Genomic DNA, 15535 nt, shown 5'->3' with positions numbered 1-15535 from the left:
CGCCCCACCCAGGCCAAAACAATAAGCCCGCCGCAGAAACTGCGCGGGCTTATTGTTTTGGCTCATCGCAGGTTAGCGGGAATGCAGGTTTGCCAGACTTCGGACGCTGACGCCAAACCAACCGTATCCCCTGTGAGAGCCAGCGTTTGCTGTGCCATCCGGGACCTCTTGCGGTTTCGTCTCCTGTGGGAGCGGGCGTTCGACCGCGAAAAGGCCGATGCCGGGGGCATCGCGACTGAACCGTCGCTCCCACAGTTGAATCATGGCCCTTGGCCTTTAGCGACCTTTAGGCAGGGTTCTGCGTCCTGTGCTTATCCCACCCTCTCACTCCCGCTAATCTGCGAACAAAAAAAAGCCCACCTTTTCGTGGGCTTTTCTTTCAAGCTGACAAGCTCGCCAAACTTACTGGGCATCACCTGCGTTTGGGCTCAGACGGGATGGGAAAAGCTCAACATCCCCCTCTTCCCTCAGCATGGCAACCACCTGCCGGAAGTTACGCTGACCTTCCACATTACCAAGCTCACGCAGGGCAACGGTCTGTTGCGCTTCACTAAGTGGCTCCGCATTACCATCCTCTACACGGGTGATCTGATACGCGACCAGTGAACCGTTACCGGTACGGGTGAGGATAACTTCACCAGTTCCACCATCAGCCGGACGAGGCTGTGCAAAAGCGCCATTTACCACCTCCATGGAAGGCTCCGCACCACCACGTTGCAAGCCACCCTGTTCTTCCACCTCGGCTTCGAACAGTGCAGCAACCGCATCCAGATCACTGCCTTCCGCAATGCTGGCTTCAGCCTGCTGGAACAGGGTTTGCACCTTGTCAGCAGCCATGTCGCCTTTCAGACGCTCACGAATGGCAAAAGTCACTTCTTCAAGTGGCATGGGCTCGGCAGGCTTTTCTTCAGCAATCCGCACCGCCAGATATTGCCCCTGGCCGCCCTCGATCAGCTCACTATTGTGGCCCTCACGCCGAACTTCTTCGGTGCTCAATGCCTGCAATACCTGCGGATTTGCCAACGGCGCGGGCAAGGAAGACAGTTGCACCCAATCCGTCGTTTGCACCTCAGCGTTCACCTCTTCTGCCGGCGTTTGCAGATCGCCATGCTCGTAAAGGGAATCTTCCAGTGCCGCTACATCTTCCGCCAGGAGCGCTTCTGCTCGTGCCTGTTCCAAATCAGAACGAATCTGACTTGCCAGCTGCGACAACGGGGCCATTTCACGTTTTTCCGCTACGTCAGTCACCTTGATCAGGTGAACTCCGGAGTCAGTAATCACCGGCGCTGACACCACATCGGGCTGCAGGTCTGCGATCGCCTCATCCATTTCCTCCGGCAACGCACCTTTGGACACTACGCCAAGGTCACCGCCCGCATCCGCAGAGCCAGGATCATCGGAGTACTTGGCTGCGGCATCGGCAAAGCTCATACCGCCCTCAATCGCTGCAGCCGCTTCAGCGGCACGCTGCTGGGCTTCTTCAAGATCACGATCACCGTCAACCGCAATCATGATGTGAGCAACGTGACGTGCCGTATTGCCTGCCGAATCCTCCATGATCGCCTTGCGAACCTCATATTCGGCAGCAACGTCCTCGTCGGTGACGGTGACCTTGTCGGCATAGTCACTGGGGCTCAGGACCACATAGGCAATGCGAAACTCTTCAGGGCGCATGAACTCGTCCTGATTGTCAGCGTAATAAGCCTGCACCTCTTCGTCAGAAACCGTAAAGGTCTGGCGCAATGCATTCAGATCCAGCTGGACATAACGGATGTCGCGCACCTGCTCACCGAGTCGACGCTGTTCGTTAAGCTCCGCAGGCAGCGCAAAATCCGTTGCCATGAAGCCAGCCCGAAACTGCTCCTTGACCATGTCCTGACGCATGCCCCGGATATAACCCTGCGGGCTCATGCCGCGCATGCGCAGTTCACGCTCAAAACGGTCACGGGAGAAATTGCCGTTTTCCTGGAATAGCTCAACACCGGTTATCTCTCGACCAACCTGCTCTTCGCTATAGACCAGGCCAGCCTTTTCAGCGGCACTGAGGATCAATTGTTCGTCTACCAGGCCATCCAGCACCATTTCAGGGCGCACAAAGGAATCAAGCATGGCCGGGTTAATGTTGGGGCTTTGCTGGCGCAGCATGTCACGGACACGCTCAACCCGTTGATTTACCTGATTACGGGTAATGCTGGTGCCTTCCACCTCTGCCACCGTATCGCCGCCGCCACCGCCAACGAAATAGCCGTAAAAACCGGAAATCACGAAGGGAAGGATGATCAGGGCAAGCAGGACCTTGCCCACGGGACCGCGGACAAAACGTCTGAACTCCTGCATGAAACAACTCCGTAAGGATACTTTCGAGAATCAATATTGTTATTGGGACTTGGTGCTGTAGCAACCGTTCCCTTAAACGGAAAAAAGCGCAACCGCGAACGGCTGCGCTTTCTCAAACTGGCGGAGCGGACGGGACTCGAACCCGCGACCCCCGGCGTGACAGGCCGGTATTCTAACCAGCTGAACTACCGCTCCTGCAAACAGTTTAGTTCACCGCGTCTTTCAGCGCCTTGCCGGCCTTGAAGCCCGGTACCTTGGCAGCTTTGATCTGGATGGTCTGGCCAGTCTGCGGGTTACGACCTTCACGAGCAGCACGCTCTTTCACAGCGAAAGTACCGAAGCCAACCAGAGAAACGCTGTCGCCGTTTTTCAGGGCGCCAGTTACCGCTTCCAAAGTAGCGTCCAAAGCACGACCAGCGTCAGCTTTGGAAATGTCCGCGCTAGCGGCAATCGCATCAATCAACTCTGACTTATTCACAAAGTTCCCCTTTCTGTTTTTTCCCGGTTTTATGGTCGAGGCGGATGCACTCTCCTAAGCGAAGCCGACTTTATACCAATGGGTATAGGGGCCGTCAAGGAAGGAAAAATGCAATCTCACCCAAGTTTTAAAAAGTTGAAAAACCAAACAGATCAATACGTTAAATTACTTTAAATATGATCTGTCAGTGTGTACTGGGTCGTTTATTACCTTCCTGGTTTTTCTCTTCTGACAGCGCCAAGTCTTCATCCTGTTCCGCTTGTGACAGCGGGCTGGGTTGATGAGTCAACGCTACATCAAGCACCTGGTCAATCCATTTTACCGGCTTGATCTCCAAAGATGCCTTGATATTGTCCGGAATCTCTTTGAGGTCCCGTTCATTTTCTTCTGGAATAAGCACCGTCTTGATCCCACCACGGTGGGCTGCAAGCAGCTTTTCCTTTAGGCCACCAATCGGTAGCACCTGACCGCGAAGGGTAATTTCGCCAGTCATGGCCACGTCAGCACGGACCGGGATCCCCGTCAGCACTGACACCATTGCCGTACACATACCAATACCCGCACTGGGGCCATCTTTTGGTGTTGCGCCTTCCGGCACATGCATGTGTAGATCATTTCGCTCCAATGAACGGCGGCGTATGCCAAGGCTTCCCGCCCGGCTTTTCACCACTGTCCACGCGGCCTGGATGGATTCCTGCATCACATCACCCAGAGAGCCGGTAGAGATTACCCGCCCCTTGCCGGGAGTGGAAACACTTTCAATCGTCAGCAACTCCCCGCCGACGGACGTCCAGGCCAGGCCAGTCACCTGACCGACCTGATCTTTATCTTCCGCACGACCGAAGCTGAATTTACGCACACCAAGGTAGTGCTCAACCTGCTCTTCAGTCAGCTTGATGGTATCCGTGGTGCCAGCCAGCAAATTTTCTTTCACCACCTTGCGGCAGATCTTGCTGATTTCACGCTCGAGACCACGCACACCGGCTTCGCGGGTGTAATGACGAACGATATAGCGCATTACCTCAACACTGATTTCCAGTTCGTCTTTTTTCAGACCATTGTTGCGGATCTGCTTGGGAACCAGATATTGCTGCGCAATGTTGACCTTTTCGTCCTCGGTATAGCCGGGGATACGAATCACTTCCATCCGGTCCAGCAACGGCCCGGGGATATTCATGGAATTGGAAGTACAGATAAACAACGTCTCGGAGAGGTTGTAATCCACTTCCAGATAATGGTCGCTAAAGGTGTCGTTCTGCTCTGGGTCCAGCACTTCCAGCAAGGCAGACGCCGGATCGCCACGGTTATCCATGCCCATCTTGTCGACTTCGTCGAGCAGGAACAACGGGTTGCGAACCCCAACCTTGGAAAGCTTCTGGATTACCTTGCCCGGCATGGAGCCAATGTAGGTACGGCGATGACCGCGTATCTCGGCCTCGTCACGCACACCACCCAGCGCCATCCGTACGAACTTGCGGTTGGTGGCCTTGGCGATGGACTGGCCCAGTGATGTTTTACCAACACCCGGGGGGCCTACCAGACACAGAACCGGACCCTTCACCTTTCCAACCCGGCTTTGTACTGCGAGGAACTCCAGGATGCGGTCCTTCACCTCTTCCAGCCCGTAGTGATCACTGTCCAGCACTTCCTTGGCATTCACAAGGTCATGCTTCACACGGCTGCGCTTTTTCCATGGCACCGAGGTCATCCAGTCGAGATAGCCACGTACCACTGTGGCTTCCGCAGACATGGGAGACATCATCTTGAGCTTGTTGAATTCACTCTGGGCCTTGTCGCGGGCTTCCTTGGGCATGCCCACGCTATCCAGTTTCTTTTCCAGCTCGTCCAGGTCATTACCGGTTTCGTCCAGATCGCCCAGTTCTTTCTGGATCGCCTTCATCTGTTCGTTTAGGTAATACTCGCGCTGGCTTTTTTCCATCTGCTTTTTGACGCGACCACGGATGCGCTTTTCCACTTTCAGCACATCAATGTCGGATTCCATCAGCGCGATCAGATGCTCGACACGCTCCTGCACGTCAACCATTTCCAGCACATCCTGCTTTTCTTCCAGTTTCAACTGGAGGTGTGCTGCAATGGTGTCAGCCAGCCGGCTGACTTCATCAATGGACGAAACGGAACCAGTGACTTCCGGAGCTACCTTTTTGGAGAGCTTCACATAGTCTTCAAACTGGGCAAGCAATGACTTGGACAAGGCGTCTTGTTCTGCCTCATCGGGCAAGCCCTCTTCCAGTTCTCGCACATCCGCAACGGCTCCCTCATCACCAAAATCGGCCTTGATCAGGTGAGCACGCTGCCCGCCCTCTACCAGCACCTTGACGGTGCCGTCAGGCAGCTTGAGCAGCTGAAGAATCGTAGAAACGGTTCCCACGCGATAGATTTCATCTACACCGGGATCATCGTCGGAGGCATTGCGCTGGGCAACCAGCATGATTTGTTTGTCTGCCGCCATGGCAGCTTCGAGGGCCGCGATGGATTTCTCCCGCCCAACAAACAGGGGGATCACCATGTGCGGGTACACCACCACATCACGCAGTGGTAACAGCGGAATATCTTTCAGCACGTATTGCCTCTAATAACCAGGGTGGCGCCGCTTAGTCCGGCGCCACTTTGGAAGACTGCTCACTGTTTTCATAGATCAACAGCGGGTCGGATTCGCCTTTGATGGTCGGGCTGTCGATAACCACTTTGGCCACGCCATCCATTGAAGGCACCTGGTACATGGTGTCCAAGAGCACGCTCTCCAGAATCGAGCGCAGACCACGAGCACCCGTCTTGCGGACCATTGCCTTGTTGGCGACCGCACGCAAGGCGTCTTCACGGAAATCCAGTTCCACGCCTTCCATTTCGAACAGGCGCGCGTACTGTTTGGTCAACGCATTGCGTGGCTCGGTGAGAATCTGAACCAATGCATCTTCACTCAATTCTTCCAGAGTGGCGATAACCGGCAGACGACCAATGAATTCAGGAATCAGGCCATACTTGACCAGATCCTCTGGCTCTACATCGACCAGCAGCTCACCCAGGTTGCGGGTGTCGTCCTTGCTCTTCACTTCTGCTGAGAAGCCAATGCCACCTTTCTCGGAACGGTCGCGAATCACCTTGTCGAGACCAGCGAAAGCACCGCCACAGATGAACAGCATGTTGGAGGTATCCACCTGCAGGAATTCCTGCTGGGGATGCTTGCGGCCCCCCTGGGGCGGCACGGAAGCCACAGTACCTTCGATCAGTTTCAGCAGAGCCTGCTGCACACCCTCGCCGCTCACATCACGAGTGATGGAGGGGTTGTCTGACTTACGGGAAATCTTGTCGATTTCATCGATGTAAACAATACCGCGCTGGGCCTTGTCCACATCGTAGTCACATTTCTGCAGCAGTTTCTGGATAATGTTTTCAACATCCTCACCCACGTAACCCGCTTCGGTCAGCGTGGTCGCATCTGCGATGGTAAAAGGAACATTGAGAAGACGGGCCAGGGTCTCGGCCAGCAGGGTTTTACCACTACCGGTGGGACCAATAAGCAAAATATTGCTCTTGCCTAGCTCAACCTCATCACGGCCTTTACCGCTGCTGCGCAACCGCTTGTAGTGGTTATAGACCGCGACGGCCAAAACCTTCTTGGCGCGCTCCTGGCCAATCACATACTCATCCAGGGTTGCCTTGATTTCGTCAGGCTTGGGCAGTCGCTCGCCGCCGGTATCAGCAGCGTCTTCCTGCACTTCCTCGCGGATAATGTCATTACACAGATCCACGCACTCATCGCAGATAAAGACCGAGGGACCCGCAATCAGCTTGCGAACCTCATGCTGGCTTTTGCCGCAAAATGAGCAGTACAGCAGCTTGCCGTCGTCGCTCTTGCCAGTGGAATCGGTCATCGAATTGCCTCTAAACCTGTGTATTGGGTATCGGGTTCTCTTTGAAGATGCAGGGAGACCGGGGGTTTTTCAAGTCCGCCGGGCCTCTCTGCCCCTCCGTTAGGACACTTTTTATACGAACGTTACGGAACTACACCGGACGCTGCTGTAAAACAGCATCAATGATGCCGTATTCCTGGGCTTCATCCGCGCCCATGAAGTTGTCACGGTCGGTGTCTTTTTCCAGACGCTCCAGTGGCTGGCCGGTGTGATGCGCCAACAGACTGTTAAGCTGCCCTTTAATCTTGAGGATTTCCTTGGCGTGGATCTCGATATCGGAAGCCTGGCCCTGGAAACCACCCAGCGGCTGGTGAATCATCACCCTGGCATTCGGCAGCGCATAACGCTTGCCTGCTGCACCCGCAGCCAACAGGAAGGCACCCATGCTGGCAGCCTGCCCCACACACATGGTGGACACGTTGGGCTTGATGAATTGCATGGTGTCATAGATAGACATACCTGCAGTCACAGACCCACCGGGGCTGTTGATATACAAGTGAATATCCTTGTCCGGGTTTTCGGACTCCAGGAACAGCAACTGCGCCACGATCAGGTTGGCCATGTGGTCTTCCACCTGGCCCACCATGAAGATCACCCGCTCTTTCAGCAGGCGAGAATAAATATCAAACGAACGTTCACCACGGGCAGTCTGTTCAACTACCATCGGAACCAGTCCCAGATTGGTGGGATCCTTGATCAGCTGGTTCATTTCCGGGGTCATGGACTGGATACGGCTCAAGTCGATCATGCAGCGCTTTCCTTCTCGTCGATCGTCCGCGGACGCTCTTGTTTATATGAGTGCGGGCGGTATTTCGCCGCCGCTACGGCCCTCTCCTGATGCTGCTATGGGGCCCAATCAGGCGCAAAACAAGGCGTTCAGGAAAAATAACTCTTCCAGCATCTTATGACGGCACCAGAGGGGCGTCTATAAAAGTGGGCATGGGAGGAGTTCAAGTGCGCAATTCTTGGCCAAATTGTGCATTTATAGGTCAATTCAGGCAGAAAACCGTGCAAAAACGGTGTCTGAAGAGTGAAAAAATGGCTCGATTGGGGGGCTAAACAGGGATCAGGGTCAGTAACGAGTGCCGAGTTTCGAGTTGCGAAAGGCAAAAACAGGCCAGCCCATGCTTTGATTCTCGCTTCTCGCTTCTCGCTTCTCGCTCGTAGCTGATTTTCCACCGCGCAGCAGCACAAAAAAAGGGGCCCGAAGGCCCCTTTTTTGTGCTGCAAAGCTTCCGGATCAGGCTTCAGCCTGCTCGCGGGGCTTCACGGCGTCCTGGTAGGACATGGTCTTTTCTTCTACCTTGGCGCTGGACAGCACCAGGTCAACCACCTGCTCTTCCAGTACCGCGCCTTCGATCTGCTGCAGCTGCTGGGGGTTACCGTACACCCAGTTCACTACTTCTTCCGGCTTCTCATACTGTTCGGCAATCTCTTCAACACGGGCTTTAACCTTGTCAGCGTCAGCCTTCAGCTCGTTCTGATCAAGAATCGCACGGATGATCAGGCCCAGGCGCACAGAACGTTGTGCCTGCTCTGTGAACAGATCGTCAGGCAGGATGGACGCGTCAAACTGCTGACCACCACCGAACTGCTGAACCATTTGCTGACGCATGCGCTGTACTTCCTGGCCAACCAGAGCAGCCGGCAGGTCAAACTGGTGCAACTCGCCCAGACCTTCCATTACCTGCTCTTTCACCTTGCCGGTAATGGCGTTTTTCAGCTCACGCTCCATGTTCTTGCGCACTTCAGCCTTGAACTTGGCTTCGTCACCGTCGTCAACACCAAAGCCTTTCATGAACTCGGCGTCCACTTCTGGGAGCTGCTTGCCTTCTACCTTGTTGACCTTGATCTGGAAAACCACGGCCTGACCTTTCAACTCTTCGGAGTGATACTCTTCCGGGAAGGTCACATTGATGTCTTTCTCTTCGCCAGCCTTCATGCCAACGATGCCATCTTCGAAGCCCGGGATCATCTGACCGGAGCCCAGCTCCAGGTTCTGACCTTCCGCGGTGCCACCCTCAAAGGCTTCATCGCCTTTCAGGCCCTTGTAATTGATGTTTACGCGATCGCCTTCAGCAGCAGCACGGTCCACTTCTTCGAACTGGGCACGCTGCTGACGCAGGGTTTCGATCATGGTGTCCACGTCTTCGTCAGACACTTCAGCTACCGGCTTCTCTACAGCAACACCGTCGAAAGCGGCCAGCTCAACTTCCGGATAAACCTCGAAAGTAGCAACGAATTCCAGGTCCTTGCCCGCTTCGTTGGTGGTCGCTTCAAAGCCCGGCATACCGGCCGGTTGCAGTTTTTCCTGCTCCACAGCTTCAATGAAGGCTTCACGCATAACGTCAGCCAGCACTTCGTTACGCACGGCGCTACCGAAGCGACGCTTTACTTCACCCATTGGCACTTTGCCCGGGCGGAAACCGTCCAAACGGATATTCTTTTTGGCTTCCTGCAGTTTGCTTTCTACTGCAGAGTCCACCTTCTCCGCCGGAACACCCACCGTCAGACGGCGCTCAAGACCTGAAGTCGTTTCAACAGAAACCTGCATAACATCCTCTTTAAAAAGACTTTTTGCTGCTCGCCGCCGACATGAATGCGTGACGACCTGAATTCCAAGGGCGCAGATTATAATCAAACCCGCCCGGAATGCCTACATAACCCGGCGGTTTAGCGCGCGGATCTGCAGGCCACATACGAAAAAGCCTCCGGGGAGTCCCCGGAGGCTTTTTCGGTACTGCGTATGGGGTGACTGAGGGGATTTGAACCCCCGACCACCGGAGTCACAATCCGGGGCTCTACCAACTGAGCTACAGTCACCATAAACTTGTCGCTTTCCCTGCCTGGCACGCCTGGCAGGACTCGAACCTGCAACCGACGGCTTAGAAGGCCGTTGCTCTATCCGGTTGAGCTACAGGCGCATTGCAGGTTCTGCTCAAACTGATGGTCGGGGTGGAGGGATTCGAACCCCCGACATCCTGCTCCCAAAGCAGGCGCGCTACCAGGCTGCGCTACACCCCGTTTATCAGTCACGCTAACAGTGCTTGAAAGCGAGGCGCGCATAATACTCGGCACCCCGGTAAGCGTCAACGTAATCGGGAACAAAAAAATCCCTAACGCACAGATTTTAAACAACTTGCGCGGATAAACATGATTTTCGACTGCACTACTTTTTTTGCGCCGATGGAGCGCCCGTGCGAAAATCCCGCGCCCTGACAAACCACTATCTTTACGCAGAGAGAGACTCCATGACCGCCCAGATTCTCGATGGCAAGGCCCTGGCCCAGCAGTTCGAAGAAGAAATGCGCCAACGGGTTGAGGCCCTGAAAGCCAAGGCCAACGGCCGCACCCCTATTCTGGCCACCATCCTGGTGGGTGCCGACCCGGCTTCTGCCACCTACGTAAAGATGAAGGGCAATGCCTGTCGCCGCGTAGGCATGGAGTCTGAAGCCATCGAAATGGCTGAAAGCACCACGACTGAACAACTATTGGCCAAGATCGATGAACTGAACAACAACCCGGACGTGCACGGTATCCTGCTGCAGCACCCGGTTCCCGCCCAGATTGATGAGCGCGCCTGTTTTGATGCCATCAGCCTGGAAAAGGATGTGGACGGTGTGACCTGCCTGGGCTTTGGTCGCATGAGCATGGGTGAAGCAGCCTACGGTTGCGCGACCCCGAAAGGCATCATGCGCCTGCTGGAACACTACAAGGTAGAGATGGAAGGCAAGCATGCCGTGGTTGTCGGGCGCAGTGCCATCCTTGGCAAGCCCATGGCCATGATGCTGCTGGAAGCCAACGCTACCGTAACCATCTGTCATAGCCGCACCCAAAATCTGGCGGATCTGGTGAAACAGGCGGATATCGTAGTGGGGGCAGTGGGCAAACCGGAATTCATCAAGGCAGACTGGATCAAGGATGGCGCGGTGGTCGTGGATGCAGGCTACCACCCGGAAAAATGTGGCGATATCGAACTGGGCCCGCTGGTCGACCGTGTCGCAGCCTACACCCCGGTCCCCGGCGGTGTCGGCCCCATGACCATCAACACCCTGATTTTCCAGACCCTGCAGTCTGGCGAGAAAGCACTGGGCTAAATCCCGCCCTTAAAAAAGCCGCGACCAGCCCATGCTGCTCGCGGCTTTTTTGTAGGCCACAATGTGGGAGTTTGCTTGCAAACGAAGCTTTACCAACCTCGACCAAACCCTCTTCACTTGCAAGCAAGTCCCCACAGAAGATGAAAACCATTACCACAAAAAAGGCCGCACCCAACATCCGGGCGCGGCCTCTCTGTTTTCAGTCAACCACTACGGACAACCGCGCAGCTATTAACTATTCACTGTTAACTATTCACTGCTCTTTTAGCTGTCTTTGGGCCACGACTCCCTGAGCCCTACCGTCTGGTTAAACACCAGTTTGTCTTCACTGCTGCTTTTGTCCACACAGAAATAGCCTTCGCGCTCGAACTGATAGCGAATTTCAGCCAGCACGCCACGCAGACCGGGCTCCACCCAGCAACCACTCAGCACTTTCAGGGATTCCGGGTTAATGTTGTCCTGAAAGCTCTGCCCTTCTTCTACCTTACCCGGGTTCGGCACAGTGAACAGGCGATCATACAGGCGCACTTCACAGGGCAATCCCTTACTGGCACTTACCCAGTGGATCACGCCACGCAGTTTGCCCTGCCCCTCATCATTTTCCGGGTTCTTGCCAAGGGTATCCGGATCATAGCTGCAGCGAATTTCCACGATCTCGCCGCTGGCATCTTTCACCACATCGGTAGCGCGCACCACATAGCCATAACGCAGACGCACCCGGTCACCCAACACCAGTCGTTTGAACTTCTTGTTGGCTTCTTCGCGGAAGTCTTCCTTGTCGATGTAGACCTCACGAGTCATGGGAACCTGACGAGTGCCCATGGTCTCGTTTTGCGGGTGTACCGGCGCGGTAAGGGACTCTTCCTTGCCCTCTTCCCAATTTTCGATCACCAGCTTGAGGGGATTCATCACACACATGGCACGGGGAGCATGCTGATTCAGGTCATCCCGGATAGCTGCCTCCAGCATGGCCATGTCGACCACCGAATCAGCACGGCTCACGCCTACGGATTCACAGAAATGACGGATGGAGGCCGGAGTGTACCCGCGGCGACGCAGGCCTGAAATGGTCGGCATGCGCGGATCATCCCAACCGTCTACATGGCCTTCGTCCACCAGCTGCTTGAGCTTGCGCTTGCTGGTCACGGTGTAGTTCAGGTTGAGACGGGCAAACTCGTACTGGCGCGGGCTGGCTGCAACGGAGGTATTCTCCACCACCCAGTCATAGAAGGGGCGGTGATCCTCGAATTCCAGGGTACACAAGCTGTGGGTGATGCCTTCAATAGCATCAGACAACGGGTGGGTGAAATCGTACATGGGATAAATCACCCACTTGTCACCCGTCTGGTGATGTACCTTCTTGCGAATCCGGTAAAGAATCGGATCGCGCAGGTTGATGTTGGGGCTCTGCATGTCGATTTTGGCACGCAAAACAGCCTCGCCCTCTTCCATCTGGTTGTCGCGCATCTTCTCAAACAGCGCAAGGTTCTCCTCGACACTGCGATCACGGTAAGGGCTTTCCTTCCCGGGAGTCGTGAAGTTGCCACGGTATTCGGCAATCTGCTCCGGGCTCAGGCTATCCACATAAGCCAGGCCTTTTTCGATCAGCTCTACCGCCAACTCATAGAGGCGATCGAAATAGTTGCTGGCGAAACGCACCTCGCCCGCCCACTCGAAGCCAAGCCATTCCACATCCCGCTTGATGGACTGGATGTACTCGTCCTCTTCCTTTTCCGGGTTGGTGTCATCAAAGCGCAGGTTGCAGGCGCCCTGATAGCTCTCGGCAATGCCGAAATTCAGACAAATGGACTTGGCGTGGCCAATATGCAGGTAGCCATTGGGCTCCGGCGGGAAACGGGTGACAACTTGACCGTCATTTTTACCTTCTGAAAGGTCGCGGTCGATGATCTGTCTGATAAAATTGCTGGGCGCTTTGGTTTCGCTCATTGCCTTCGCCGGATACAGTGAAAATAAAGGTGCGCTAGTGTACAGTGCAGCCCCCTTCAGTCAAAGACTCCGGGCCTGCACATCGGCAATTTCCGCCATGGCTTACAAGCTCGACCAGTGGAGAAATACCCAATGAAAGTGGTGCTGAATACAACCTACGGCAAAATCACCCTGCAACTGGACGCAGAAAAAGCGCCTGTTACCACCGAAAACTTTGTGCAATACGTCAAGGACGGCCATTTTGACGGCACCATCTTCCACCGCGTGATCAGCAACTTCATGATCCAGGGCGGCGGTTTCACCGAAGATATGCAGCAGAAACCCACCCGCGCACCGATCCAGAATGAGGCCGGCAATGGCCTGTCCAACAAGGTTGGCTCCATCGCCATGGCGCGTACCCCGGATCCGCACTCTGCGTCTGCCCAGTTCTTCATCAATGTGGCCGATAACCACTTTCTGGACAAAGAACGCAGCCAGGACGGCTGGGGTTATGCCGTATTCGGTGCCGTTTCCGATGGCATGGAAGTGGTCGAGAAGATCCGTGCAGTGGCCACCGGCAACTCCGGCTTCCATCAGGACGTACCGGTTGAGCCGGTGCTGATCGAATCTGCCGAGCTGATCGAGGAGTAAGCCCATGCGCCTTGCTGTTGCCCTGATCATCCTTCTCCCTGGTCTTTTGCTGGCCAATCCGCTGGTCCGTATGGAAACCAGTGCCGGACCAATCACCGTGGAGCTTTACGAAGACAAAGCACCGGTTACCGTTAGCAACTTCCTCAAGTATGTAGATGGTGGGTTCTATGATGGCACCCTGTTTCACCGTGTGATTCAGGGTTTCATGATTCAGGGCGGCGGCTTTGACAAGGACGGGCAACGCAAGGCCACACAGGCCCCGATTCAAAACGAAGCAGACAATGGCCTGAGCAACCGCCGCGGCACGCTGGCCATGGCCCGCACCGGCGATCCCCACTCTGCTACTGCGCAGTTCTTTATCAACCTGGTAGATAACCGCAATCTGGATTTCACCGGCAAAAATCAGCGCGGATGGGGTTACGCCGTGTTTGGCAAGGTGACTGATGGGATGAATGTAGTAGACAGCATTGCTCGTGAACGGACCACCAGCCAGCGTCTTAGCGGCATGATGGCCCGTGACGTACCGGCAAATCCGGTGCTGATTCTCAAGGCTTACCGCCTGACCGATGAGCAGGATGATCAGTAACGACCATGGCTTACTCCCTGTTTATCTCCGACCTGCATCTTGACCCTGAGCGCCCGGAACATTTGGATGCCCTCAAGGCGCTACTGGAAAAACACGCGGGTCAGACCGATGCACTGTATGTGCTCGGCGACCTGTTCGAAGCCTGGATTGGCGACGATGACGACACCCCGTTCAACAGGGCAGCCATCGAGGCCTTCCGCCAGTTTGCGGACAGCGGCAGCAAACTGTTCTTCATGCATGGCAACCGTGATTTTCTACTTGGTGAGGAGTTCGCGCTTGCTTGTGGCGGCACCCTGCTGGACGAAGGTACCGTGGTAGATCTGTACGGGACCCCGGTCCAGCTTATGCATGGCGACAGCCTGTGCACGCTGGACACCGAGTACCAGCAGTTCCGCGCCATGGCTCGCAGCCCCCAGTGGCAACAGGGCATGTTGTCGCAGCCACTGGAACAGCGCCGCATGATTGCTCAAGGGATGCGCATGCAAAGCCAGGGCAACAACGCCAACAAGGCTGAGAACATCATGGACGTCACCCCGGAGGAAGTAGTCAAAACCATGGAAGCCGCCGGCGTCCAGCACCTGATTCACGGCCACACCCACCGCCCCGATGTCCACGACATCCCCCTCGCCACCGGCACCGGCAAACGTTGGGTGCTGGGAGATTGGGGAAAGCTTGGGTGGCAAATTGTGGCGGATAGTGAGCTTGGGTTGCGGTTGGAGAGCTTTGCGATCAGTGAATAGTGAATAGTTAACAGTGAACAGCTGCGCGAGCAGCGCCTTTGGTGATGTTCAAAGCAATGAGGCCGCGCCCAGAGTATGGGCGCGGCCTCATGCGTTTAAGATAAAAATGCCCTGATCCGCGACGCTGTTAACTATTCACTGTTAACTATTCACTGTTAACTGTTCACTGCCTTGGTACGCCGGAATGAAACCGAAACTCCTCATCCGGCGTCTCGATCAAGTCCTGCTCGGCGCTTTTGAAGAACGCCACCCGCTCCTCGATGGATTCGCCAGCATATTGTTCAGCCAGACGCAGATAGTCTTCGTAATGGCGGGATTCGCTTTTTAGCAGGTAGCGGTAGTAGCGTCCCAACTCTTCATCCACATGGGGCGCAAGGGCCGCGAAGCGTTCACAGCTTCTGGCTTCGATCAGGGCACCGACGATGAGCGTATCCACCAGCCTTCCCGGCTCCGTGGTACGCACATGTTTGCGCAAACCCTGTGCATAGCGGGCCGGCGAAAGGTGATCATAAGTGACTCCGCGCTCCCGCATGATCTGGATCACCTGCTCAAAATGCAGCAGCTCTTCCCGTGCCAACTGACTGAGTGCATCCAGCAGATCCGGCCGGTCCACGTAACGGAACATCAGGTTCAACGCGGTACTCGCCGCCTTTTTTTCACAATGAGCGTGATCAATCAGCAGGATATCCGGGTGCCGAAGTGCCCAATCAATCCAGGACTGCGGGGTCGGACAGGGAAGAAACTGCTGAATGTGGGATATATCGTGCATGGCATCCTCAAGGTCGGCG

General features: G+C 55.4%; 12 protein-coding genes and 4 tRNA genes. 4 read left to right on the top strand and 12 right to left on the bottom strand.

Annotation, left to right across the window (positions count from 1 at the left end):
- Positions 1-402 precede the first annotated feature (402 nt).
- The 10 genes from Y5S_RS04645 to Y5S_RS04600 all read right to left on the bottom strand — a co-directional run bounded on the left by Y5S_RS04645 (position 403) and on the right by Y5S_RS04600 (position 9771).
- Positions 403-2337 carry a SurA N-terminal domain-containing protein gene (locus Y5S_RS04645; RefSeq protein ID WP_035230891.1) on the bottom strand — a complete coding sequence of 645 codons (1935 nt, stop codon included), beginning with the start codon at positions 2335-2337 and terminating at the stop codon, positions 403-405.
- 118 nt (positions 2338-2455) lie between these two features.
- Positions 2456-2532, bottom strand: a tRNA-Asp gene (locus Y5S_RS04640).
- 10 nt (positions 2533-2542) lie between these two features.
- Positions 2543-2815: an HU family DNA-binding protein gene (locus Y5S_RS04635; RefSeq protein ID WP_022986573.1), complete on the bottom strand. Its 273-nt coding sequence runs from the start codon at positions 2813-2815 to the stop codon at positions 2543-2545.
- Between the two features lie 184 nt (positions 2816-2999).
- On the bottom strand, positions 3000-5396 hold the full coding sequence (gene lon / locus Y5S_RS04630; protein WP_035230890.1) for an endopeptidase La: 2397 nt from the start codon (positions 5394-5396) through the stop codon (positions 3000-3002).
- A 31-nt stretch (positions 5397-5427) separates the two neighbouring features.
- Positions 5428-6708, bottom strand: coding sequence for an ATP-dependent Clp protease ATP-binding subunit ClpX (clpX, locus tag Y5S_RS04625; protein ID WP_035230889.1), 1281 nt, complete (start codon positions 6706-6708; stop codon positions 5428-5430).
- A 130-nt stretch (positions 6709-6838) separates the two neighbouring features.
- The gene (clpP, locus tag Y5S_RS04620; RefSeq protein ID WP_269319428.1) at positions 6839-7495 is read right to left on the bottom strand and encodes an ATP-dependent Clp endopeptidase proteolytic subunit ClpP; all 657 of its coding nucleotides are present in this window, start codon (positions 7493-7495) and stop codon (positions 6839-6841) included.
- Between the two features lie 492 nt (positions 7496-7987).
- On the bottom strand, positions 7988-9301 hold the full coding sequence (tig, locus tag Y5S_RS04615) for a trigger factor (protein WP_035230888.1): 1314 nt from the start codon (positions 9299-9301) through the stop codon (positions 7988-7990).
- Positions 9302-9494: 193 nt separating this feature from the next.
- Positions 9495-9570 (bottom strand) — tRNA-His (locus Y5S_RS04610).
- A gap of 24 nt (positions 9571-9594) precedes the next feature.
- Positions 9595-9671: transfer RNA gene (locus Y5S_RS04605), tRNA-Arg, on the bottom strand.
- 23 nt (positions 9672-9694) lie between these two features.
- Positions 9695-9771, bottom strand: a tRNA-Pro gene (locus Y5S_RS04600).
- 227 nt (positions 9772-9998) lie between these two features.
- Here Y5S_RS04600 and folD point away from each other — a divergent pair.
- On the top strand, positions 9999-10844 hold the full coding sequence (gene folD / locus Y5S_RS04595; RefSeq protein ID WP_035230887.1) for a bifunctional methylenetetrahydrofolate dehydrogenase/methenyltetrahydrofolate cyclohydrolase FolD: 846 nt from the start codon (positions 9999-10001) through the stop codon (positions 10842-10844).
- A 264-nt stretch (positions 10845-11108) separates the two neighbouring features.
- Here folD and Y5S_RS04590 read toward each other — a convergent pair whose 3' ends face one another.
- Positions 11109-12791, bottom strand: a complete 1683-nt coding sequence (locus Y5S_RS04590; protein WP_035230886.1) for a glutamine--tRNA ligase/YqeY domain fusion protein — start codon at positions 12789-12791, stop codon at positions 11109-11111.
- A gap of 132 nt (positions 12792-12923) precedes the next feature.
- Between Y5S_RS04590 and Y5S_RS04585 the strand changes: the two genes are divergently transcribed.
- Genes Y5S_RS04585 through Y5S_RS04575 form a run of 3 tightly spaced genes read left to right on the top strand, consistent with a single transcriptional unit; the run spans position 12924 to position 14747 of the window.
- Complete coding sequence (locus Y5S_RS04585; RefSeq protein WP_035230885.1) at positions 12924-13421, top strand: peptidylprolyl isomerase; 498 nt, start codon at positions 12924-12926, stop codon at positions 13419-13421.
- A gap of 4 nt (positions 13422-13425) precedes the next feature.
- Positions 13426-14007: a peptidylprolyl isomerase gene (locus Y5S_RS04580; RefSeq protein WP_035230884.1), complete on the top strand. Its 582-nt coding sequence runs from the start codon at positions 13426-13428 to the stop codon at positions 14005-14007.
- Between the two features lie 5 nt (positions 14008-14012).
- The gene (locus Y5S_RS04575; RefSeq protein WP_035230883.1) at positions 14013-14747 is read left to right on the top strand and encodes a UDP-2,3-diacylglucosamine diphosphatase; all 735 of its coding nucleotides are present in this window, start codon (positions 14013-14015) and stop codon (positions 14745-14747) included.
- Between the two features lie 163 nt (positions 14748-14910).
- Here the strand turns inward: Y5S_RS04575 and miaE are convergent, their stop codons facing one another.
- Positions 14911-15516, bottom strand: a complete 606-nt coding sequence (miaE, locus tag Y5S_RS04570; protein ID WP_156107598.1) for a tRNA-(ms[2]io[6]A)-hydroxylase — start codon at positions 15514-15516, stop codon at positions 14911-14913.
- Positions 15517-15535 lie beyond the last annotated feature (19 nt).

Source organism: Alcanivorax nanhaiticus (assembly GCF_000756665.1).
GTDB classification, from domain to species: Bacteria; Pseudomonadota; Gammaproteobacteria; order Pseudomonadales; family Alcanivoracaceae; genus Alcanivorax; species Alcanivorax nanhaiticus.
This window is presented reverse-complemented; position numbering and strand designations above follow the sequence as displayed.